Below are 21,960 nucleotides of genomic sequence, written 5' to 3' on the forward strand. Positions count from 1 at the left end.
GCTTCAAAAGAGTGAATAATAAATAAAATAAGGGACCTTTTAGAGGTCCCTTTATTTTCTATTGCACGACATTAATTCTTAATTGCACGACATTGATTTAATAGTTGATGACAAACTGAATGAATCATGGCAGCTGTAATTTGAACTTCTTTACCCTGCTCATTGACGATATAACCATTTTGGCTCATTTTATTATCTGTAACTTTCGTATTTTGTTGAACTGCTACTTGGCTTATACTCATGTCATACCTCTTGTTTGCTAAACCAAAACTGGGAGATTTTGGCTTTGGCTACTTGTGTATGACTAGTATTCAAAATTCAGCCTAAAAAGTAAAATTTCAGATGTAACAAGTGTTTAACGATATTCTGTTACAATTTCAGCTCAGAATGATATCGTATTGCTCTTGCGTATACAGATTTTCCACCTGAAATTTGATGATACGCCCTATAAAGTGCTCTAAATCGGCCACTGCAGGTGCTTCCGCTGTTAACAATCGGTCAATCACCAAAGGATGTGCCACTACGGTAAAACCGCTTTTACATTCAAAAGCACGGGCATATCTTAAAATTTCCCGAAAAATCTCGTAACACACTGTCTCTGCCGTTTTCACATAACCCCGTCCCTGACAGGTTGGACACGATTCACATAATAAGTGTTCTAAAGATTCACGAGTACGCTTTCGGGTCATTTCCACCAGACCCAGTTCCGAAACCTGGGTGATTTTGGTTTTGGCATGATCACGTTCCAGCATACGCTCAAACTGGCTCATGACTTCTTCACGATGCTGTGCTTCCTGCATGTCAATGAAATCGATGATGATGATGCCACCCAAATTACGTAAGCGTAGCTGACGGGCAATGACCTGCGTCGCTTCCATATTGGTTTTAAATACGGTGTCTTCCAGAGTTCGGCCACCGACATAAGAACCGGTATTGACATCAATGGTGGTCATGGCTTCGGTCTGGTCGATCATCAAATAGCCACCCGATTTCAGTGCTACGCGGGTTTGTAGGGCCTTCTGAATATCTTCTTCAACATTGTACAAGTCAAAAATGGGACGTTCACCCGGATAGTGAACCAGTCGATCTTGCATACTGGGAACAAACTCAAGTACAAATTCTTGCAACTTGGCATGTATTTCACGTGAGTCGACAGAAATTTTAGAAGTATCTTCATTGGCCAAATCACGAATCACCCGCTGTGGCAGCGGCAGTTCTTCAAAAATCAGTGAAGGGACGGCAATGCTTTTTTGCTTGCGCTGAATGAATTCCCAAAGTTTGGCCAAATACGCCATATCCTGTGCAATTTCCGCTTCAGGAATCCCCTCTGCCGCAGTACGGACAATGACGCTGCCCGGTAATTCATGCTCGCTTTGAATGCGTTCGATCATCGAACGCAGCCGGTCCCGTTCCTCTTCAGATTCAATGCGTTGTGATACACCGATATGATGACCATAAGGCATCAATACCAGATAACGTGAAGGAATGGAAAGATCGGTAGAAAGACGCGCCCCTTTGGTCCCCAGCATATCCTTCATCACTTGCACCGTGAGAATCTGACCGGGTTGCAGCAGTTCAAAAACGTTGGGGGTCGGTTGATTGCGGGGCCAGACCATATCGTTGATATGGAGGAAGGCGGTTCGAGAAAGACCAATATCGACAAAAGCAGCCTGCATACCCGGAAGTACACGCACCACTTTGCCTTTATAAATATTGCCCACCAATCCACGCTTAACCGTACGCTCAACAAATAATTCATTGACCGTGCCGTTCTGGATTAAGGCCACACGACATTCCATAGGTGTGACGTTAATCAACAACTCGTCAGACATAATAAAACTCAAAACATTATAAAAATTCTTTTTTGAGGTCAGTTAATTTAGTGCCTTAACTGCCTGTAATAACTGTACGGTTTCATGTAAAGGCAAGCCCACGACATTACTATAACTGCCTTCGATACGGGGAATATAACGCGCTGCGATGCCTTGAATGGCATAAGCACCCGCTTTGCCTAAGGGTTCCCCAGTTGCCCAATAATCTTCCATATCATTGAGACTTAACTTTTGAAACTCAACCTGTGTTCGTACCACTATACTTGATTTTTCTGTTGTTGTACGCACACAAACACCTGAAAAGACATCATGCTTGCGCCCGGAAATGCACTGCCACATTTCAAAAGCATGTTGTTTTGATTCAGGTTTACCTAAAATCTGATTATCCACACCTAAACTGGTATCAGCAGCGATCACGATGGCATCCGGAAATTGCTCCAATACCACTTGCGCCTTATTACAGGCTAAACGCTCGACATAAGCGGCAACATCTTCTCCGTAAAGAATAGATTCATCGATATCCGGACTATAAATCTCGAATTCTAAACCTAACTGTTGCAGCAGTTCCCGACGGCGTGGAGAACTCGAAGCCAGAATTAAACGCGCCATTTTTTAAGCATAAAATACATGACAGGGAAAACCAGCACACTGCTCAATAAAGGCTGCCAGTGTCGGGTAATGGAAAATTGCAAGCCACCCATCGTTTGGGCAATCCAGATCACAAATAAATGTGCCATTACTGCCAGAAAGCTAATCACCCAGAGATTGCCAAAGGTCATAATGCGTCGTTCACGGGTTAAAAACCGGACAATAAAGGTAATCAACACAAAACTTAGTGCATTCATGCCTAAAGGGGCATCTACCAGCAGGTCGGTAAACATACCGGTGGCAAAGGCAAACCAGATTCCGCACCATGTAGGTTGGCACATCACCCAAAATAGCATGAGCAGCAACATGAATAAGGGACGTGCACCGGATACGGCATAAGACAGTGGGTAAACCATCAACACCGAACAGACAATGACTGAAACAATAATCGCAATTAAAGGATCCCGATTGCTTTCAGCCCGTAATTTAGCGAGTGGCATGCGGCTGCTCCATCGCTAATGAATCAGAAAAAAGTACCACGACATGATGTCCACCAGCCAATTGTGCGGCTGGAATGACTTCAATCTGGGCAAATTCACCCGAATTATGCCGGTTAACCTTGGACACGGTGCCAACCAGATAACCCGCCGGAAAATGCGCTCCCAAACCTGAGCTGTACACTTTTTCACCCACCTTAACATTGGCACTGGTCGGAACATATTCCATCTTCAAATGCCCCAAATCACCTGTACCCGATACAATGGCACGCATTCCGGTATGTTCCAAACGCACAGAGAGAGAATGCTCTTTATCAGATAGCAACATAATACGGCTACTATGCGAATTGACATTGATGATCTGCCCCATAATTCCTTTATCGTCCAGTACGGTTTGACCGACCTTGAGCTGACTGTTGGAACCACGGTTAATCACAATAATATGCCGTAGCGGATCGGCATCAGTACCGATGACTTCTGCAATTTCCATGCGCCCATCAATAATCAAAGGCGTATCCAGCAGACCTCTTAAACGGGTATTTTCGGCAGAAAGTTCAGATAATTTTTGCAAACGAACCTGAGCCTGTAACAACTCGGCTTGCATCGCGGTATTTTCACGACGTAACTGGGCTTCAGACTTGGTTTGTTGATTGAGCCATTCTCGCGATAACACCGGATAACTTGCAAGGGCATAAATAGGATTATATGCCGCATACAAGACATCACGTGCAGGTTGAATCACATGCGGCATGCGCCAGTTAAAAAACAGCACCACCAGACATGTAATCACCGCAATGATAAATGAGCGAAAAGATGGCGGTTGTCGAGAAAACAGTTGTGTTTGCACCGCCTGGTCCCTAACTTAACCTACAAATAACATGTCGTGATTTGGATTGTCGAAGAATTCCAGCACCTTGCCACCACCACGAGTCACGCAAGTCAACGGATCTTCAGCCACAACCACAGGCAAACCGGTTTCTTGCGCAAGAAGTTTGTCGAGGTTACGAAGTAGTGCGCCACCACCAGTCAGCACAATGCCACGTTCTGCAATATCAGAAGACAGTTCAGGCGGGGTTTGTTCAAGTGCAGATTTAACCGCAGAGACAATATTTTGTAATGGGTCTGAAATCGCCTGGGTAATTTCGTCTGAAGTCACCGTAATGGCGCGAGGAACACCTTCAGCCAGGTTACGGCCACGCACTTCAATTTCCAGCGGCTTCGCGCCTTCATCCGGAAGTGCCATACCCACTTCTTTTTTAATCACTTCGGCAGTGGTTTCACCAATCACACAGCCATGCGCTTTACGTACATAGTTAATGATCTGTTCATCAAAGACATCACCACCAATACGGAGTGAATCTGCGTAAACACAGCCCTGCAATGAAATAATTGCGATTTCAGTGGTACCACCGCCCACATCGACCACCATCGAACCACATGCCTGTTCAACCGGCATACCGGCACCAATTGCAGCAGCCATTGGCTCTTCAATTAAGCGGACATCACGTGCGCCAGCATTGAATACCGCTTCACGAATGGCACGGCGCTCAACCAGCGTTGATTTGCACGGTACACACACTACAACACGCGGTGCAGGTGGGAAAAGACGCTTTTCATGTACTTTACCAATAAACTGGTTCAACATGGTTTCGGTCACTTCGAAATCGGCAATCACCCCGTCTTTCATCGGGCGGATTGCAGAAATATTTGCAGGTGTACGACCGAGCATTTGTTTAGCATCAAGACCAACCGCGGCAACGATTTTCTGTGAACCGCTGTGACGGATGGCCACAACCGTCGGTTCATTTAATATAATGCCTCGTCCTGGTGCATAAATAAGTGTATTTGCTGTACCTAAATCAATGGCTAGATCGGGCGAAAACAAGCCAATTAGTCTTTTTAGAATCACGGAGACGTTCTCGATTAAACTTTATGTGGACGCAAGGTGGCAACTTTAACTAAATGTGATGATTTGGACAAGTCAATCGCTTATTATAACGCACGATATTTTGAATTTTTTTAATACTGATTAGGTAATATTATGTCTACATCGGATGCACAGCATTCTGCAGATTTAAATGCAAAAACAGTTTCAGCAATCGCACATCTGGCCCGATTGTCGCTAAATGATACGCAATCTGCTGAATATGCTCAAAGTCTAAATAAAATTTTAGGCATGATGGAAACCTTAAAAGGCATTGACACTGAAAATGTCGAGCCGCTTAAAAGTCCATTTGACCATCCACAGCCCTTACGTGAAGACGTGGTTTCTGAAGAAAATCATCGTGAAGAATATCAAGCTGTTGCACCGGCAACCCAAGATGGCTTGTACCTTGTTCCGCGTGTGATTGAATAATCTTTATTCAGTTAAATCATTTTATTAAATTAAACGTAAAGAAATATTTCTCATGACAGATTTACATCGCTTATCGATTCGTGAACTTTCCGAGGGTTTAGCTGGGGCTAAATTTTCGTCTCGCGAATTGACTGAACATTATTTAAAACGCATTGCAAAAATCGATGCCCAAGTACAATCTTATGTGACCGTAACCGCCGAGCAGGCATTGGCCCAAGCCGATGCTGCTGATGCTGCAATTAAAGCCGGCAATGCAACTTCCTTAACCGGTGTGCCAATTGCACATAAAGATATTTTCTGTACCCAAGGCATTAAGACCACAGCCGGTTCTAAAATGCTGGACAATTTTATCTCTCCTTACGACGCGACCGTTGTAGCGAAAGGTAAAGCTGCGGGCCTGGTGACTTTAGGTAAAGTGAACATGGACGAATTCGCCATGGGTTCAACTTCCGAGTCATCTTACTTTGGCGCGACCAAAAACCCTTGGGCACTGGATCACGTTCCGGGTGGTTCTTCAGGTGGTTCTGCTGCGGCTGTTGCTGCGGATCTGGCACCATTTTCAACCGGTACCGATACTGGTGGTTCGATCCGTCAGCCGGCTTCTTTCTGTGGTCTGACCGGTCTGAAACCAACTTATGGCCGTGTATCACGTTTCGGTATGATTGCCTATGCATCATCTCTGGATCAGGGTGGTCCAATAGCACGTTCGGCTGAAGACTGTGCCTACCTGATGAACGTGATGGCAGGTCATGACGCAAAAGATTCTACTTCTGTAAACAAAGATGTTGATGATTATGTGGCAAACCTGAACGGCACATCAGTGAAAGGTTTACGCATTGGTATTCCGAAACAGTACTTCAACGTTCACGGCTTAGATGCTGACGTAAAAGTACGTGTTGAAGAGTCGCTTAAAAAGTTAGAAGAAATGGGTGCAACGTTGGTTGAGATTGACCTCAACATGACAGAAGCTTATGTTCCAACTTATTACCTGATTGCCCCTGCTGAAGCATCTTCAAACTTGTCACGTTTTGATGGCGTGCGTTATGGCTACCGCTGTGAAGATCCGAAAGACATTATGGACTTGTACAAACGCTCTCGTTCAGAAGGTTTTGGTAAAGAAGTTCAGCAACGTATCCTCATCGGTACTTATGCACTTTCTGCGGGTTACTACGATGCGTATTATGTGAAAGCACAAAAAGTACGTCGTCTGATCCAGCAAGACTTCCTGAAAGCCTTTGAATCGGTTGATGTGATTGCAGCCCCTTCTGCGCCTACAACTGCATACCGAATTGGTGCCAACCTGTCTCCTGTGGAAATGTACCTAGGTGACATTTACACTATCGCGGTAAACTTGGCAGGTCTGCCTGCGATTAATGCGCCTGTTGGTTTTGACAAAGATAACTTACCTGTTGGCTTACAGCTGATTGGTAACTACTGGTCAGAATCTCAATTGTTGTCTGTGGTACACCAATACCAACAAGCAACGGATTGGCATACAAAACGCGCTGCAATTGCTGAGGAGAACGCATAATGGCTCAAGCTCAAAAACAATCCCCAAAAGCAGCTAAATCAAACCTGATTGATGGTTGGGAAGTCGTTATTGGTATCGAGATTCACACTCAGCTGGCAACCAATACTAAAATTTTCTCTGGTTCTTCAACCACTTTCGGTCAAGACCCAAATACACAAGCCAGCCTGGTTGATTTAGCGATGCCAGGCGTATTGCCAGTACTCAACAAAGAAGTGGTTGATCTTGCAATTCGTTTTGGTTTGGGTATCGACGCGTATATTGACAAAGCATCTGTATTTGCACGTAAAAACTACTTCTACCCGGATTCTCCTAAAGGCTACCAAATTAGCCAAATGGACAATCCGATTGTGGGCTTGGGTCATATCGACATCCAGCTTGAAGATGGCACGACTAAACGCATTGGCGTAACCCGTGCGCACCTTGAGGAAGATGCAGGTAAATCGATTCATGACCAGTTCGAAGGCATGTCCGGTATCGACTTAAACCGTGCAGGTACACCACTCCTTGAAATCGTATCTGAACCCGATATGCGTTCGGTTGAAGAAGCAGTTGCCTACATTAAAGCGATTCACACGCTGGTTCGCTGGTTGGGCATTTCTGACGGTAACATGGCGGAAGGTTCATTCCGTGCCGACTGTAACGTGTCTTTACGTCGTCCGGGTCAACCGTTCGGTACACGTTGTGAACTGAAAAACCTGAACTCATTTCGTTTCATTGAACAAGCGATCAATGTTGAAATTGAACGTCAAATGGAAATCCTGGAATGGGATGGCACCATCGATCAGGAAACACGTTTGTTCGACCCTGTGAAGATGGAAACGCGTTCAATGCGTTCTAAAGAAGAAGCGAACGATTACCGCTATTTCCCGGATCCAGACTTGTTACCGGTTGTGATTGCTGATGAGCAAATCGAAGCGATTCGAGCGACTATGCCTGAGCTGCCTGCTGCACGTCGTGCACGTTTTGTAGCTGACTTCGGTGTGACTGAGTACGATGCTCATATCTTAACTGCATCTCGAGAACTAGCTGACTATTTTGAAGCTGTTGTTGAAAATGCTGGTGGTTCAACTTTCGGAAAGTTGGCTGCTAACTGGGTAATGGGTGAAGTCTTAAGTTTATTTAATAAGTATTCTAAAGATTTCGCACCCGATATTATTCCTGCACCATTCCTAGCAGAAATGTTAGTGGCTACCAAAAAAACGGAAAAAGCTCTACCAGTTAAGGATGGCAAAGTTCTTCTTAAAGAATACTTTGAGAAAAAACGCTTAGAGTTAGAAAATAAGTTTCAAGAAAATGCTTTTAATGAGCATTTTGCAACCTTCACTATCAACTTTACTTTTGGACAAAGTGTTGAAGCTATTATGGCTGAAAATGAACTCTACCAACAGGATGATTCTGCTGCAATTGAAGCAATCATTAAAGAAGTACTTGCTGCCAACGAAAAGATGGTTGAAGAGTATAAATCTGGTAAAGATAAAGCTTTCAACGGTCTTGTGGGTCAAGTGATGAAAGCGTCTAAGGGTAAAGCCAACCCTGCGCAAGTGAATGAATTAATGAAGAAATTGATTGGTTTATAATTGACTAATCAGTTATTTTCATGAGATAAAAACCTCGCTTAGTGCGGGGTTTTTTATGGGTAAACTATTTTCTTTAGAGCATATACAAGATGTGGGGCTTAGTGGCTGGATTATCGGTTTAATTGCTCTACTTATTCCTTTTTTTATTTGGTTATTTAGAAAATTTAATAATCGAAAAAGTGCTCAAAGAAAGCGTATTTATAAAAAACTTAAACCTATTTGGGACCGTAATCGTCAAATTTTCATAGAATATGGTCCGCATGAAGATAATGATGCATTCTACGATTTAGAAGGTAATGCAACAGAAGAATGGCGAAAAAAAGTTAAAGAAATAATGTTACCTAATCATCAAAAAATTAGGGATATATGCTCTGAAAATCTATTGCTAATGACGCAAGAGGAATGTGATTTATATCATCAATATGAAGATCATGTCACCGATTTTAAATCATGTCATGAATCAGGTTACTTACCGAATAGAAGATTCCCACAAGATGTAGTTAAAATTTTTAAGGATTAAATCATGACTTGGTTAGACAGCTTAAAAGCTCACGATAATGTTGAAACCGTTAGTAAAGAAGGTAATCTCATTAAAATAACTACGAAAGATAATCGACATGAACTTTTATCTCTTTCAAACTTTAATGAAAAATTAACAGGCAAAATGCTTCAAACACTCTTAAATACTTATAAATTCGATTTTTTACTGTGCAATAAGAAAAATTTTTTCATCGACGAGGATGCTATTCGATTATTAAATAAAAATAATATTAGCTTTGGAACAGGTGGTGATTTATTTAGGCTATTACACGATAAAACTACTGCTTATTCGGATTTCATTCCTAAAGATGCTGCATACATAATGAATAACTTAGGAGCAAACTTTAATGTTAAAAGCTACTCGCTCATGTCCAATAGAAAGATCTCTGTTATACGTCATGATGGTAGACCTATAAATTTTGTATTTATTAATGAATATGCCATCACTCAAGAAAGAATAAATGAAATTTATGAGCTTTATGCACCATTTGACTTTGTTCTTGCAGCAAATCCAAATGCCCATTGGAAAGACTACACCTATCGTGGCCAAGAAGTAAAAATTGGATTGTGGGCTGCTCTTTTTTCATTTTTAGCAAATCCAAAGTCATAAATGCTTGAAATTTCCAATTTAATTAATGAAGTTCAAATATTAGAAATTGATTGTAATATCTATTTATTCGGCTCTTACTTGAAGAGTAACAAGTGGGCTGACCTTGATTTTCTTGTAATTTATAGAACTTATGAAGATGTAAAAAAATTAAAGGAAGTCTTTTCAAGACATCTTCCACACACTCCTCTAGATCTAAACTTTATGACACGAGAGGAAGAAAAATATTTTGATTTTATTAATCAGTCCAATGCCCAACAAATTTTCCCTAAAAATAATTTTTAATATTAAAACATGACCATCAAAAAAGTATCCTCCATCGCCAAACTCGAAGACTTAGGACGTATCCAACTCTCTAAGTCATTTTTTATGCGTGATTTCCTATATAGCGAAATCGCCAATTGGTACGGTGCACCCAACTTCCCCGACCATCCTGAAAAAGCCATCTACACAGGCACACAACTGTGCGAGCAACTGCTCGAACCATTACAAGAAAAATTCGGACGGATCACCATTCGCTCGGCTTATCGCTCACCGAGTGTCAATCAACTTGGCAATGAAAAAGGACATAACTGCGCCAGCAATGAGAAAAACTTTGCCAGCCATATTTGGGACTATCCTGATGCAAAAGGTTATGGTGCAACGGCGTGTATCGTTATTCCATCATTTTTAGAGCTTTATGAGAAAGACCCAAGCAATTGGCAACAGTTGGCATATTGGATTCATAATAACTTGAACTATAGCCACATGACATTTTTCCCAAAACTGTGTGCTTTTAATATTGGCTGGCATGAACAACCTGCACGCGAAATTTATAGTTATATTCAACCCAAAGGCTATTTGCTGCGTGGTGAAGCTGTGAATAAAGAATTTGAGAAATTTTATCCTGATTTATTGTAATCATTAATCCCCCTTAATCCCCCTTTTTCAAAGGGGGACTTGCCACGTCATCAATTGATACGCGTGGTTCCCTCTCCTTTCAGGAGAGGGCTAGGGAGAGGTTATTTTTATAAAAGAATATTAATTTCCTCTGATCGAACCCAACTTATTCCACACCTCAGGTGTTAAAAAAGTCATCACCAATTTATTTAAATCGACATAACGCAGCACACCTTTCAGCTGACTTTTCACTTCAGGATTTTCTAAAATTTCTTCACCGGTAATTTGTCCAAGCTCCTGAAAACTATCGCCCACCGCTTGTACACCCTCCGCAGCAATTACCGCTTTGGTCTGTGCGGAACACTGCTCTACCAATATACGCTGCAATACCTGAGCTAAATTTTTATCCAGCTGGGTTCTCTGCTCTTCATTCACATTGCTGAATTTCTTCAATTCCGGATGTGCAGATAACGCGACAAAAGTCCATTGCAACACCGTTGTTTTATCTGCTGCAGTGGTGGATTTCACCAGACACTTACTCAGCTGATCCACCGTTGGCCCGGCCATTGCGACTTGCGTTGCCCCCATCACGGCAATTGCCATCAAAATAGAACAACCCATTCGAGTAAAGCGACGAACCAAAGTGGTAAAAATAGAGTAAAACATAAAGCAAACTTCCATTCTGAACTGCAGCCTTTTTATCATAAATTACAGGGTTCAGCCTGTTATGACTCTGTAAAATCAAACTTTTTTTCAGCTTGTCTATCCACCTGATGATTTGAACGTTTTCTGGCTTCGACTAAAGAAAGCCACCCCACCTTTAAAAATGACATCTGCTTATGCTATGGTGAATGAAAATAAAACTTTATATAAATCATATCCAAACAGAGGGAAAAATCATGGCTAAACAAATCTTGATGCTGGTGGGCGACTACGCTGAAGACTACGAAACCATGGTGCCGTTCCAGTTTTTAACTGGTCTGGGCTATACCGTACATGCAGTCTGCCCGGATAAAAAAGCCGGTGACAGCATCGCCACCGCTATTCATGACTTTGAAGGCGAGCAAACCTATAGTGAAAAGCGTGGTCATAACTTTGCCATTAATTATGACTTTGACTCGGTCAATACTGAGGATTATGTGGGTCTGGTCATTCCGGGCGGACGTGCACCTGAATACCTACGCATGAATGCACGCGTGGTGGAAATTGTACGTGAGTTTGATGCTGTTCAAAAACCGATTGCAGCCGTATGTCACGGCGCTCAACTTCTTGCCGCGGCCGATGTGCTTAAAGGTAAAACCTGTTCTGCTTACCCGGCATGTGCAGTGGAAGTAAAACTTGCTGGCGGGCAATATGCCGATATCGCAGTCACTGAAGCAGTCACCGACGGACATCTGGTGACTGCACCGGCTTGGCCTGCTCATCCGGCATGGCTAGCACAATTTGTGAAAGTATTAGGGGCAACGATTAGCCTGTAATCCTGCCGAATTCAGATTTAAAGTTCAATATTCACGTTCCATCGCATGATGATGGAACGTGACGCTGATAAAGATAAGCAAAATAGCTTTTTACTTCATCTGCCTGAGCATATTTTTCGCCCCACTGTGATTATAGTTCACAGCTAAATTTTGTAAGACTCGCGTTGCTTGAGCTTTAGAATTAGAAAAACGGTTGCTATAACTGGGTACACTGGTTAAACAACGTGCAACCAGCATCCCAGATTCAGTATAGACCCGGGTTCCCTCAGTTCCTTGCAACTTGCCATAGTTATAAGCTCGCTGGGCATTATTACAGGCAGAGATCTGATTTTTACCACTATTTAAATCACGACGTGCAGCGACGTAAAATTTCATCTGTTGCTGTTGCGGGCTTTCCACGACTTTTAGCGGCTGTGCTGCTGGCAACTCCGGAGTTAGTTTGGTTTCTTTTTTAAGATCTGCTTCTTTTTTGGCTTCAGCCTCTTTTTGAAGGGCAGATTTATTTAACGCTTTTTTATTGCCCAGATCATTGGAATTGATTTTTTTATCCGCAGCATTTGTGGTCATACTAATATTTTTATAAAACTTTTTAGCTTCATCCGCCGACATGAGTCTGGTCTGCAGACTAACTACCCGTGCATCCGAACCGTCATTGAGTTTACGTTCAGCCGCCGGTTCAATAGAGGCAATCCAGCTCTGTCTATTATTTTGTACACACTTATAGGCGCCTATGCCCTGTTTGACATTACCGGAAGCAGACAAGCGTTTTTTATCCGATACATCCTTCACCAGAGCCATGGAACTCTTATACAGCAGCGTGAATTTGCCCTGCTTGGCAGAACAGTAATTGTTTAAATATTTTCTGGGATATAAAGATTGCGTTTCTTTGTCATTCTGTTTTGCTCCCCATGAATAGACATATTCTTTGGCCTGTCCATTGGGTTGGTTAATATTTTTTTGAACGATCATTTCCTGTGCTGAAGCATAATTTTTAACAGAATCATCTGAGCTCAAAGCATTAAAACTGGTACAGCCATGTAAAGTGATGCCCACTCCGCCAATCAAGATGAATGTTTTGAAATTCACGTATTAATGCTCACTGATGCTGTAACTCAAAAATATATCAAAACTGGGGAAATCACAAATATAGCACTTTGATTTTATTATTAATTCCCTTCAAGTTAAATGATAGATTTTTGCCTGAAAATGCAAAATAACTGCCAATCTTTTAAAAGTTTTAGTACTAAAATCCGAATGGGATAACACTTTTTAGCCAGTTTAAAATTTTTTATGATTGGTGAAGCTTTAGTTATCCCTGAAACTATTCGGCAATTTCCATCATAAACCGATGAAAATTTAATCTTTTATATAAATAGCTAGCTGGCGTACTCAAAAGCTAAAATTAAAATGGGTTATTTCACCACGGCTTCAATTAAATCAAGATCCCAGGCCCCACCGGCAAAACCTTTACACATGCCAGACCAGCGATCTACAGTTTGAACGAAAGCTTGTCCCTGCCAAATCCATTCGCTGATCTTCCAGCAATCACCAATACCACGACCCTTTTGCGCACTGCTGATTTCGCCTGCTGCAAAATCCGATGCAGATTCGGTCACAAAGCTGGCTTTGCCTGTTAAAGATGGATTCATTACCCAAGCCCCATAGCCTTCATTGTAGGCTCCGCGCCAGCATAGGGTGGTAGCTAGAACTTTGTTATTGGTAAGCTTATAGAGTTCAATCGCTTGTGGTTTGGCACCATCTCCATCATAAATGCCTTCACAAAATTCAGCTACATCTGACTGTGTCGGCCGGGCAGTCATGAGTAACTTATGCAGGTTTTGGTACTGCCTGCTATTGGGCTGTAGTGTTAAATAAGGTTTTGCTGCGGTTTTTACTTTATTGACTACTAATTTGGGCTGTGCTGCCAATACTTTCGACTCACCTGCAGTTCCGGGGTTGACCAAAGCACCTACAGTACCCATACGTTGTTGAAAATCATCCATTTTCAACAATGAAGCCGTCATGCCTGCATCAGAAACCTGCCAGGTGTAATAGGCATTTTTAAATACGATGTTCGCTTTTTTCCGAGTCTGTTGTAACAGTGCATTGAGCTGTTTGCTATTTAGCGCTCCTGTAAGCAGTTGCTCTGAAATATTAATCCTGACTCGACCATAATCCTGATGATTGATAAAAAAGTTTAAATTATTCAGTTTCTTGTTATCTAAGGCTTGATCAAAACTGGATAAGGCAAATGTCCCTTGTACAGTTTGTTTTGCTCCAGCTTTACGGGTCAACAAGATTGTGGCGGGCATGCTTTGCAGATAATCATCCTGATAGCCTGCTGCCCGACAGGTGCCGGTATTACTGCAATACACTTCCCAATCCTGATGAGAAAAAGACATGCCTTGAATTTCTTTGGCAAATGTTAGAGGACTGGTCACGGCCAGACAGCAAAGCGAAGTCCACGCATAAAACCTTTTCATTTTTTCTGACCCTTTCCCTTTTTAATTACTATACTTCAGCATTTTCATGATTGTTAAATATAAAGCATTATAAAAAAACCCGCATTATGCGGGTTCTGTTGCTCAATTTGAGTATACCTTATTTATGCAAAGTCGATTCAAATGCCCGTAAACGCTTATAAATCGAAAGCAATTCAATAATGGTCGGCCAAGACTCGATTAAATACTGGAAGGACTCGCGTACCTTGCCAAAGACATTGGCAATCTGCATCATCAAACCTAAAGTAATCGCCCCTGCGGCAATACTTGGAAACAGCACAAACAAGCCATACAGATTGTCCAGTTGCATGTACCAGATGCGTACCATGTTGAAATAGGCATAATGGAAATACAGGCGGAAATAATTAAAACGCACACGGCTAAACAGTTCTTTTAAGGTCAGCGGATCGGCACGATCGGCATAATCTTCACCATAAACCAGTTCTTTGCGGTAAGCAGCTTCAACTTTCTGGTTGTTAAATTCCAGACCCGGCAATTTATAACCTACCAGCATCAACACTACAGTACCCAGCACCGCCCAGCTGATGGCAGCCCAGACCAGTGCATAAGGAATTTCACCAATCACCGGGAGCTGTTTCACATGCGATGATAACTGTAACAACACCGGTAAAAATGCCATGAGTGTCATCAGGGCCTGAATGAAACTTACCCCCAAACTTTCGGTGGTTTTGGCAAAACGCATGGTATCTTCCTGAATACGCTGCGAAGCCCCTTCAATATAACGTAACTGTTCCCAATGCGCAGTGTAATAGTCATTCATCGCCGTACGCCACCGGAAGATATAATGGCTGACAAAGAACAGGTTAAACACGGCAATCGTCACATAGACCATGGCGACATACAGGAAGGTCAGGGTTTCACTATAAAGTAAATTGACATCTCCACCACCACTACTCAGCATTTTCTGAATCAGGTCATAAAATGGGCTGTACCAGGCATTCACCACGACATTGACCTGCACCGCAAACCAGATATTGAACAGGATAAAAGCCGAGCCCCAGACCGACCAGCCCTGCCATGGATTGCTGGATTTAAAGCGCCAGAACATCGCAAAAATAACGGTAGAAACGATGAACCACAGATAGAACCATAAAAATGAAGGTGCCCAAAAACGGCTTACTCCAATCGGTAATTCCGCAGTGGCATAACCCGGTGCAAAGCCTAAAAATGTTCCCCAGCCACTTCCGCCGGAATACCACAGTGCAATATTGATGACAAACCAGAGTACCAAAGAGGAAAAGAACCACTTTGGATTAGGAAAAAAAGATTTAAACATCAGTTAGGGTTATTCCTTTATTTTTAGTTTCAAACTTGCCAATCAACCACCCGACCCATTTAGACTGGATGGATGAAGTAGCTATTATTCTCGTCTTTTCATCTTTGTAGCAACTTATAGACTGTTTGTGAAATGTTTTTTCAGGTGAATTCATTTTCTTTGAATGATGCCTCTTATAATCAAGTTGTATGCTTCATTCGCCCTGTGATGAGGTTTTTATCACGCCAGTTCAGCCTAAAATCTGCTGCATATCGCATCCAATGCAGCAGAGGTGACTTTTAGTCAGATTTTGCCCCAGCATAGCCGGGACAAATTAAAATTTGCTTAAAAATAATCCAGCCATTAAATCCATAGAAATTTTATGGAAATATTTGAAAAACCGGAGCTAAATCAAAATATAAGTTTTAATTCTATCTCATTTTAATATACAATATGTGAACTATATCGTATTTTTCATCCGTTTGTTTTTGGATTTAGTTATCAAGACTGATAGGATTGGTTAAATATTTACCAATTTATGATACTATTAACCTAATTTATAAGATCTAGGGGGAAGTGCAATGGAAAATTTAATCATCGAATTATTAAAACCTGTGACCTTGGAAAAAGAGAACTGCAGTCCTCTCGTTTTTGAACAAGGCACGATCTTAAAAGTCATTATGCAAACACCGACCAGCCTGCTGGTATCAGACGATACCGACTTTAATTTTACTGTTTCTTTGCAAGATGAAAATAAAGTCTGGCGTGAACTATAAGCTTCATGAGATTTGTATAGTAATTTAAAAAATTTGGCTACGGAATCCTCGAACTTGAGTATAACTCCCCTAAACTCAAGTTCGAGGATTTCGATGTGCCATAAACAACAATAAAATTTGGCTGAATAGCAACCCTGCTGATCAAAACCATAGAAAAGAGATACATACTTTATCTGTTGTGAACGTTAAAAGTTCCCTCTATCTCCAGCCCATCCAGTATATAAGCTCACCCAAACCCAGCAGCTTTAAGCCGAATATAGTTTAGATCAGCTTGTTCAGTACTTAAGCGTCCCCATAAAACTCAGTGCAGAAAACAGCCAGATAAACAAGACAAAACTGCGTCCCTGATTAAAATAATTCAGATCGGTACCATGCAGAATGTTATGCCGGGTCATGCTCACGGTTGAACTGCTATCCTTTTTATAAGCGGCAAGTTCAGCAAAGTACGGATTCATTTCAGTCGCAATTTTAGATTTGTGCCACAAGCTTTTTATTTCATTGCCCTTTAAGCCTGGAACAATTTTATAAACATCCACAAACCTGGTTGCATTTTGTTTTAAAAAACCCGCCTCAATTAGGACATCGGTCAAGATGCCTTCTAGTTGTGCATAAACATTTGGAATGCAACCACTATAGAAGCCGAGTTTGTACATTTTAAAACTTTCAAGCAATACAAGACGGCGCTTCGCTTTGATATTTTCATCAATCTCTAAAGCGTCAAAAGCTTTAAGCATTTGGGTTTGGAAATGTTCGCTGTTAATAATGTCGAGTAAATTAAATTGTTCTAAATCTTCAAACTGGTGAATAGCAGGCCAAAAGTGCATCAGGTTTAAAGCATCATTGGCCACTTTCGCCCCAATCGGTTGATCCAGTTCATCAGCCAGCACTTGAAAATACGGTTCTTGCTGGGCTAAGCCCAATAGGGTGTTGATTAAAAGTGCATGCTCATCTGCCGAGATCTCTTCAAGATATTGCTCAGCATCTTTTAAAATCTGACTGCCCAATTGTTTTTGAATCGCAGTATTTTGTTTAATACGGGTAACGGGTTGGTCGAAATCGAAATCATCTTCGTCGATCATGGGCTTTACTCTTGGCACATTGCTTTAGGTGCTTATTATCACAGGTATTCACTACAGCAGATAGCGCTATAAAATAAATACTGACCTTGATGGAACCGCAATCGAGATTCAATCAAGGTCATAGACGCTCAATAACAGTGTGCCTGATTTAGACATTCCCAATATGCAGATGGAGCATGTTTTGATGGCATCTGAACAATCTTAAATTTTTCGGCCGCTCTGCCCCCCTTCAACCCTGCCCTGACTGAAGTATCTTTAAAGTTGAAACCATTATTGATGATTTTTATTTTGGTCAGGCTTGTTTTGCTCAGATTGATCGGTTTTATCTTGATCCTGCTTTTTCGAATCCCCTGACTGGGATTGATCTTCACCTTTCATTTTACTCATTGTATCCGTCGCCATCTGTCTCAGTTCTCCCAGTTTGACAGAGGCTTCATTGACCAACTCTGTAATCTTCTGTTTGGTATCTTCAAACTTATGCAGGGCCTCATCTTTGAAATGTGCCATACGGTCCTGCTGATCTGACTGATTTGCCGATTTATCTTCCGAGGTATGATCCGCTTTCGCCTTTTTCGTATCACCAGAACCATGTTCACTATTTTGCTGGCTGTCTGACTTGCCATTTTTTAGTTCATTCAGAATCTTTTCGGCTTTTTTCAGTAGATCCTCACCAATGGCGATTGCCATGGCTTTTAAGTCATCCATCTTAATGCTTTCAGTTTTTTGATCTGAGTTGCCAGACTGAGCTTGTTTAGAATTATCTTCTTGCTCTGCATGTTCGCCATTGGGCTGAGCACCTTGCTTCACTGCAGACTTTTCATCAGTATTATTCTGCTGGGCTTCTAAAACTTCCTGATGTTCCTGCTTGTGCTGTTTATCAATCTCGTTCTGCTTTTGCTCTTTTTCCAATTGCTCATTCAGTTGTTGTGCATGTGGTTCTTTATCTTGGTTTTGCTTCGAAGTACTTGTCTGGTTATTCTGAGTCATGAGTACCCTCCTGAGGTGTCATAAAATGATCAGACAAATTTTTTAGCACAAAGCATGCAACCCAGCGGACGAATTAAGCAAACTGCAACAAAGCCTGTACATGTTGTTGCTATTGATTGCAGAAAGTAGCGTTAACCTAGCTCGATCAATTATTTAATATTCGCTCATCGAATGATATCGAATTTTATATTTGAATATTCAAGTTGCTTTATTCATTGCGCTTCAGCTAAAGCATTTCTTTGTAATCCCCTCTGCATCATGTAAAATTATGACCCATTGCATAAAATACGAATGAGAGAGTCATATCCGTGCGTAATATCCTAGTCACTAACGCCCTTCCATACGCCAATGGTCCGATCCATATGGGTCACTTACTCGGTTATATCCAGGCAGATATCTGGGTTCGTGCCATGCGTGCAATGGGTCATAACGTGACTTATGTCTGCGCGGATGATGCTCACGGCACGGCGATCATGCTGCGTGCTGAAGCGAATGGCATTACTCCGGAACAACAAATTGCCAATGTCCAAAAAGAACATCAGCGTGACTTTACCGGCTTTAAAGTCGACTTCGACCACTACGACTCAACCAACAGCACTGAAAACCAGGCTCGTGCATCTGAGATTTATATCAAGAACCGTGAAGCAGGCAACATTGCTGTTCGCCCTGTAACGCAATTATTCGACCCTGAAAAAGGCATGTTCCTGTCAGACCGTTTCATTAAAGGCACCTGCCCGAAATGTAAAGCGGAAGATCAATACGGCGACTCATGCGAAGTGTGTGGTACAACCTACAATGCTACTGAACTGCTCAATCCAAAATCAACATTAAGCGGTGCGACGCCTGTAGAAAAATCTTCAGATCACTACTTCTTTAAACTGCCTAACTTTGGTGAATACCTGCAAAAATGGACACGTGACGAAGGTCGTTTACCTGTGTCGATTGCCAACAAGTTAGATGAATGGTTTGAAGCAGGTTTGTCGGATTGGGATATTTCTCGTGATGCGCCATATTTTGGTTTTGAAATTCCAGATGCGCCAAACAAATACTTCTACGTTTGGGTCGATGCCCCAATCGGCTATATGTCGAGCTTTGAAAATTACATCAAAACCAAACGTCCTGACTTAAGCTTTGACGATTACTGGAAAAAAGATTCTGAAAATGAGGTGTATCACTTCATTGGTAAAGACATCGTTTACTTCCACGCATTGTTCTGGCCTGCGATGCTTGACGGTGCAAACTACCGCACGCCTACAAGCTTATTCGTCAACGGTTTCTTGACAGTGAATGGTCAGAAGATGTCGAAATCTCGTGGGACATTCATTAAAGCTGAAACGTATTTAGAGCATTTAAACCCTGAATACCTACGTTACTACTTCGCATCTAAACTTTCTGACAAAGTTGAAGATTCTGACTTGAACCTTGACGACTTCGTACAGAAAGTTAACTCTGACCTGGTTGGTAAAGTGGTGAACATCGCAAGTCGTTGTGCGAAATTCATTAACACCAAGTTTGACAACAAGTTAAGTACAACTTGTGCAGAGCCTGAATTGGTTCAAAGCTTTATTGATGCCGGTGATTCAATCGCTGCTGCATACGAAGCACGTGAGTTCTCTACTGCGATTCGTGAAATCATGGCGCTTGCAGACAAAGCCAACCAATACATCGATGAGAAAAAGCCTTGGGCTTTAGCGAAGATTGAAGGCGAAGAACAACAAGTACATGATGTATGTTCTGTAGGTATTAACCTGTTCCGTCAATTAGCTGTGTACTTAAGCCCTGTATTACCTGTGCTTGCTGAACAAGTTCAAGCGTTCTTACAACTTGATAGCTTTAACTTTGAATCTCGTAAGCAAATCTTGGTGGGTCATGAAATTGCATTGTTCCAACCGTTAATGCAACGTGTTGACCCGAAAGCTGTGGCTGCGATGGTCGATGCATCTAAAGATTCTTTAGCTGCTCCTGCTGAAGCACCAAAAGCGGAAAAGAAAAAAGAGAAGAAGGTAGAAAAGAAACCTGAACCTCAAGTGGGCGAAGCTGAAATCATTAATATTGATGATTTTATGAAAGTTGACCTTCGTGTGGCTGAAGTTTTAGATGCTGCAACAGTTGAAGGTTCTGATAAATTGCTTCAATTGACGTTGAATGTTGGTGAAGCTGAGCCACGTAACGTATTTAGCGGTATTCGTGAGTTCTACCAACCTGAAGACTTAAAAGGCAAATTGGTGGTGATGGTGGCAAACCTTGCACCACGTAAGATGCGTTTTGGTATTTCAAACGGTATGGTGTTAGCTGCGGGTAATGGCGACGGTGTTTGGGTGATTTCACCTGAATCTGGTGCTAAACCGGGTGATAAAGTGTCTTAAGGTTTAAGACGGAAGATAAAAAGCCTCTACTGATGTAGGGGCTTTTTTATTTTTCCCTCACCCCGACCCTCTCCCTGAGGGAGAGGGAGAATCCATTACTAAGCTAATTTTATGTAGTTCCCTCTCCTTTAAGGAGAGGAAAATTCATTGTGAATTTTAGGACAGAATCTAATCAGATGACTTGCGACATGGATGTCGCACGTTCGTTAGGGGCACACGGACGTGCCCTCTAACGAACAAAGGGGTTTTGTTACTTTTGCCCCGACAAAAGTAAATTATATAATTCTAAAAATTAAGAAATTTGCTAATATTTCAGATAAATACGACTAATAGATCAAATATGAAAGCACCAATACTTAGAAAAGGTAAAACTAAATCCCTATTAGAAAGCTCTATTGATTGTGCTTTGCTAGCAGTTGAAATTTACAATAAACCTAGAGCCCCCTTCAGAGTTGAAACTTTTATTACTCATATGATTATGGCTTGGACTCGGCTTTTTCAGGCTTATTTTAATTTTACTATTGGGGAAACATACTTTTATAAAGAAAAAAATGGTCGTTATAAGCTTACAGATGGTGAGAAAAAAGCTTGGGAATTAAAAACTTGTATCAAAGAATATGGAAAATTATCTCCAGCCGTAAAAACTAATCTGGAGTTCTTTATTAAACTTCGCAATAAAATTGAACATAGAACTATTGATAAAGACGAAATCGGACTAACAATTTTTGGTGAATGCCAAGCACTTCTATACAATTATGAAAATGAATTAATAAAGTTATTTGGTGAAGAATATGCGATTAATGAAAGCTTAGCATTGATCCTAGCCAAAATAATGGACAGCATTTCCCTCTAAAGATAACGTAACGTTAACTTTGGAGATACAAGAATGGCTAAACGTTTTAGTCCTGAATTTAAACAGCAAGCAATTGATTATGCACTTTCAAACTCACACGAATCTGTAGCTGCAATCGCCCAGAAATTAGGTGTTGGTTATTCAACATTGGATAAATGGATTCGTGAAACCAATCCGGCGGGTTCAAGCAAACGCCAACTTTCACCAGAACAACAGCGGATTTTAGAATTAGAGAAA

Annotated in this window: 24 protein-coding genes; 12 read left to right on the top strand and 12 right to left on the bottom strand. The window is 41.6% G+C overall.

All coding sequences use genetic code 11. The features are described 5' to 3' along the window. Window positions 1-71 precede the first annotated feature (71 nt). The 6 genes from B9T38_RS16785 to B9T38_RS11425 form a co-directional block, all read right to left on the bottom strand. Window positions 72-242 carry a PA1571 family protein gene (locus B9T38_RS16785; RefSeq protein ID WP_086196905.1) on the bottom strand — a complete coding sequence of 57 codons (171 nt, stop codon included), beginning with the start codon at window positions 240-242 and terminating at the stop codon, window positions 72-74. 135 nt (window positions 243-377) lie between these two features. After that, window positions 378-1,832 (bottom strand): ribonuclease G, encoded by a 1,455-nt coding sequence (rng, locus tag B9T38_RS11405; RefSeq protein WP_086196906.1) that lies wholly within the window; start codon window positions 1,830-1,832, stop codon window positions 378-380. Between the two features lie 42 nt (window positions 1,833-1,874). After that, a complete protein-coding gene (locus B9T38_RS11410) occupies window positions 1,875-2,441 on the bottom strand; it encodes a Maf-like protein (RefSeq protein WP_086196907.1) in 567 nt (188 codons plus the stop codon). Then, window positions 2,429-2,920 carry a rod shape-determining protein MreD gene (gene mreD, locus B9T38_RS11415; RefSeq protein ID WP_086196908.1) on the bottom strand — a complete coding sequence of 164 codons (492 nt, stop codon included), beginning with the start codon at window positions 2,918-2,920 and terminating at the stop codon, window positions 2,429-2,431. The genes B9T38_RS11410 and mreD overlap by 13 nt, the downstream gene beginning before the upstream one ends. After that, window positions 2,907-3,764, bottom strand: a complete 858-nt coding sequence (gene mreC / locus B9T38_RS11420) for a rod shape-determining protein MreC (protein WP_086196909.1) — start codon at window positions 3,762-3,764, stop codon at window positions 2,907-2,909. The genes mreD and mreC overlap by 14 nt, the downstream gene beginning before the upstream one ends. Before the next feature lie 15 nt (window positions 3,765-3,779). After that, a complete protein-coding gene (locus tag B9T38_RS11425; protein ID WP_086196910.1) occupies window positions 3,780-4,826 on the bottom strand; it encodes a rod shape-determining protein in 1,047 nt (348 codons plus the stop codon). Window positions 4,827-4,958: 132 nt separating this feature from the next. On the opposite strand from B9T38_RS11425, the gene gatC reads away from it, so the two are divergent. From gatC to B9T38_RS11460, 7 genes are read left to right on the top strand one after another with little or no spacing between them, the layout of a single operon-like run. Then, window positions 4,959-5,273 (top strand): Asp-tRNA(Asn)/Glu-tRNA(Gln) amidotransferase subunit GatC, encoded by a 315-nt coding sequence (gene gatC, locus B9T38_RS11430; RefSeq protein WP_086174772.1) that lies wholly within the window; start codon window positions 4,959-4,961, stop codon window positions 5,271-5,273. 52 nt (window positions 5,274-5,325) lie between these two features. After that, window positions 5,326-6,804 (top strand): Asp-tRNA(Asn)/Glu-tRNA(Gln) amidotransferase subunit GatA, encoded by a 1,479-nt coding sequence (gene gatA, locus B9T38_RS11435; RefSeq protein WP_086196911.1) that lies wholly within the window; start codon window positions 5,326-5,328, stop codon window positions 6,802-6,804. Next, window positions 6,804-8,381, top strand: a complete 1,578-nt coding sequence (gene gatB, locus B9T38_RS11440; RefSeq protein WP_086196912.1) for an Asp-tRNA(Asn)/Glu-tRNA(Gln) amidotransferase subunit GatB — start codon at window positions 6,804-6,806, stop codon at window positions 8,379-8,381. Before gatA ends, gatB begins: the two co-directional genes overlap by 1 nt. Before the next feature lie 55 nt (window positions 8,382-8,436). After that, window positions 8,437-8,901 carry a hypothetical protein gene (locus tag B9T38_RS11445; protein WP_086196913.1) on the top strand — a complete coding sequence of 155 codons (465 nt, stop codon included), beginning with the start codon at window positions 8,437-8,439 and terminating at the stop codon, window positions 8,899-8,901. A gap of 3 nt (window positions 8,902-8,904) precedes the next feature. After that, the gene (locus B9T38_RS11450; RefSeq protein WP_086196914.1) at window positions 8,905-9,531 is read left to right on the top strand and encodes a hypothetical protein; all 627 of its coding nucleotides are present in this window, start codon (window positions 8,905-8,907) and stop codon (window positions 9,529-9,531) included. After that, the gene (locus tag B9T38_RS11455) at window positions 9,532-9,813 is read left to right on the top strand and encodes a nucleotidyltransferase domain-containing protein (protein ID WP_086196915.1); all 282 of its coding nucleotides are present in this window, start codon (window positions 9,532-9,534) and stop codon (window positions 9,811-9,813) included. It abuts the gene before it with no gap. 9 nt (window positions 9,814-9,822) lie between these two features. Then, window positions 9,823-10,428, top strand: a complete 606-nt coding sequence (locus B9T38_RS11460; RefSeq protein ID WP_086196916.1) for a hypothetical protein — start codon at window positions 9,823-9,825, stop codon at window positions 10,426-10,428. Between the two features lie 120 nt (window positions 10,429-10,548). Here the strand turns inward: B9T38_RS11460 and B9T38_RS11465 are convergent, their stop codons facing one another. After that, window positions 10,549-11,073 (bottom strand): hypothetical protein, encoded by a 525-nt coding sequence (locus tag B9T38_RS11465; RefSeq protein WP_086196917.1) that lies wholly within the window; start codon window positions 11,071-11,073, stop codon window positions 10,549-10,551. 233 nt (window positions 11,074-11,306) lie between these two features. Here B9T38_RS11465 and B9T38_RS11470 point away from each other — a divergent pair, with 233 nt between their 5' ends. After that, window positions 11,307-11,885: a DJ-1/PfpI family protein gene (locus tag B9T38_RS11470; RefSeq protein WP_086196918.1), complete on the top strand. Its 579-nt coding sequence runs from the start codon at window positions 11,307-11,309 to the stop codon at window positions 11,883-11,885. 90 nt (window positions 11,886-11,975) lie between these two features. Here the strand turns inward: B9T38_RS11470 and B9T38_RS11475 are convergent, their stop codons facing one another. From B9T38_RS11475 to sbmA, 3 genes are all read right to left on the bottom strand, one after another. Beyond that, the gene (locus B9T38_RS11475; RefSeq protein ID WP_086196919.1) at window positions 11,976-12,971 is read right to left on the bottom strand and encodes a hypothetical protein; all 996 of its coding nucleotides are present in this window, start codon (window positions 12,969-12,971) and stop codon (window positions 11,976-11,978) included. A 326-nt stretch (window positions 12,972-13,297) separates the two neighbouring features. Beyond that, window positions 13,298-14,368: a DUF1176 domain-containing protein gene (locus B9T38_RS11480; protein ID WP_086196920.1), complete on the bottom strand. Its 1,071-nt coding sequence runs from the start codon at window positions 14,366-14,368 to the stop codon at window positions 13,298-13,300. A 118-nt stretch (window positions 14,369-14,486) separates the two neighbouring features. Next, window positions 14,487-15,683, bottom strand: a complete 1,197-nt coding sequence (sbmA, locus tag B9T38_RS11485) for a peptide antibiotic transporter SbmA (RefSeq protein ID WP_086196921.1) — start codon at window positions 15,681-15,683, stop codon at window positions 14,487-14,489. Window positions 15,684-16,243: 560 nt separating this feature from the next. Here sbmA and B9T38_RS11490 point away from each other — a divergent pair. Next, window positions 16,244-16,438, top strand: a complete 195-nt coding sequence (locus B9T38_RS11490; RefSeq protein WP_086196922.1) for a hypothetical protein — start codon at window positions 16,244-16,246, stop codon at window positions 16,436-16,438. 275 nt (window positions 16,439-16,713) lie between these two features. Here B9T38_RS11490 and B9T38_RS11495 read toward each other — a convergent pair whose 3' ends face one another. Further along, window positions 16,714-17,517, bottom strand: a complete 804-nt coding sequence (locus B9T38_RS11495; RefSeq protein WP_086196923.1) for a hypothetical protein — start codon at window positions 17,515-17,517, stop codon at window positions 16,714-16,716. 270 nt (window positions 17,518-17,787) lie between these two features. Further along, a complete protein-coding gene (locus B9T38_RS11500) occupies window positions 17,788-18,504 on the bottom strand; it encodes a hypothetical protein (protein ID WP_086196924.1) in 717 nt (238 codons plus the stop codon). Window positions 18,505-18,812: 308 nt separating this feature from the next. Here B9T38_RS11500 and metG point away from each other — a divergent pair, with 308 nt between their 5' ends. From metG to B9T38_RS11515, 3 genes are all read left to right on the top strand, one after another. Then, complete coding sequence (metG, locus tag B9T38_RS11505) at window positions 18,813-20,870, top strand: methionine--tRNA ligase (RefSeq protein WP_086196925.1); 2,058 nt, start codon at window positions 18,813-18,815, stop codon at window positions 20,868-20,870. Between the two features lie 340 nt (window positions 20,871-21,210). After that, a complete protein-coding gene (locus tag B9T38_RS11510) occupies window positions 21,211-21,723 on the top strand; it encodes a DUF3644 domain-containing protein (protein ID WP_251992231.1) in 513 nt (170 codons plus the stop codon). Between the two features lie 33 nt (window positions 21,724-21,756). Then, window positions 21,757-21,960: transposase (locus B9T38_RS11515; protein WP_086196926.1), on the top strand; the 204-nt coding region annotated here is incomplete at its 3' end.

It is taken from the genome of Acinetobacter sp. ANC 4218 (assembly GCF_002135245.1).
GTDB lineage: Bacteria > Pseudomonadota > Gammaproteobacteria > Pseudomonadales > Moraxellaceae > Acinetobacter.

Coding starts and splice junctions, on each gene's coding strand:
- B9T38_RS11480 (WP_086196920.1), bottom strand. CDS start 14,368: ATGAAAAGGTTTTATGCGTGGACTTCGCTTTGCTGTCTGGCCGTGACC.
- B9T38_RS11460 (WP_086196916.1), top strand. CDS start 9,823: ATGACCATCAAAAAAGTATCCTCCATCGCCAAACTCGAAGACTTAGGA.
- B9T38_RS11470 (WP_086196918.1), top strand. CDS start 11,307: ATGGCTAAACAAATCTTGATGCTGGTGGGCGACTACGCTGAAGACTAC.
- rng (WP_086196906.1), bottom strand. CDS start 1,832: ATGTCTGACGAGTTGTTGATTAACGTCACACCTATGGAATGTCGTGTG.
- B9T38_RS11500 (WP_086196924.1), bottom strand. CDS start 18,504: ATGACTCAGAATAACCAGACAAGTACTTCGAAGCAAAACCAAGATAAA.
- mreD (WP_086196908.1), bottom strand. CDS start 2,920: ATGCCACTCGCTAAATTACGGGCTGAAAGCAATCGGGATCCTTTAATT.
- gatA (WP_086196911.1), top strand. CDS start 5,326: ATGACAGATTTACATCGCTTATCGATTCGTGAACTTTCCGAGGGTTTA.
- sbmA (WP_086196921.1), bottom strand. CDS start 15,683: ATGTTTAAATCTTTTTTTCCTAATCCAAAGTGGTTCTTTTCCTCTTTG.
- gatB (WP_086196912.1), top strand. CDS start 6,804: ATGGCTCAAGCTCAAAAACAATCCCCAAAAGCAGCTAAATCAAACCTG.
- B9T38_RS11495 (WP_086196923.1), bottom strand. CDS start 17,517: ATGATCGACGAAGATGATTTCGATTTCGACCAACCCGTTACCCGTATT.
- B9T38_RS16785 (WP_086196905.1), bottom strand. CDS start 242: ATGAGTATAAGCCAAGTAGCAGTTCAACAAAATACGAAAGTTACAGAT.
- B9T38_RS11410 (WP_086196907.1), bottom strand. CDS start 2,441: ATGGCGCGTTTAATTCTGGCTTCGAGTTCTCCACGCCGTCGGGAACTG.
- B9T38_RS11490 (WP_086196922.1), top strand. CDS start 16,244: ATGGAAAATTTAATCATCGAATTATTAAAACCTGTGACCTTGGAAAAA.
- gatC (WP_086174772.1), top strand. CDS start 4,959: ATGTCTACATCGGATGCACAGCATTCTGCAGATTTAAATGCAAAAACA.
- B9T38_RS11465 (WP_086196917.1), bottom strand. CDS start 11,073: ATGTTTTACTCTATTTTTACCACTTTGGTTCGTCGCTTTACTCGAATG.
- B9T38_RS11510 (WP_251992231.1), top strand. CDS start 21,211: ATGAAAGCACCAATACTTAGAAAAGGTAAAACTAAATCCCTATTAGAA.
- B9T38_RS11445 (WP_086196913.1), top strand. CDS start 8,437: ATGGGTAAACTATTTTCTTTAGAGCATATACAAGATGTGGGGCTTAGT.
- B9T38_RS11455 (WP_086196915.1), top strand. CDS start 9,532: ATGCTTGAAATTTCCAATTTAATTAATGAAGTTCAAATATTAGAAATT.
- B9T38_RS11450 (WP_086196914.1), top strand. CDS start 8,905: ATGACTTGGTTAGACAGCTTAAAAGCTCACGATAATGTTGAAACCGTT.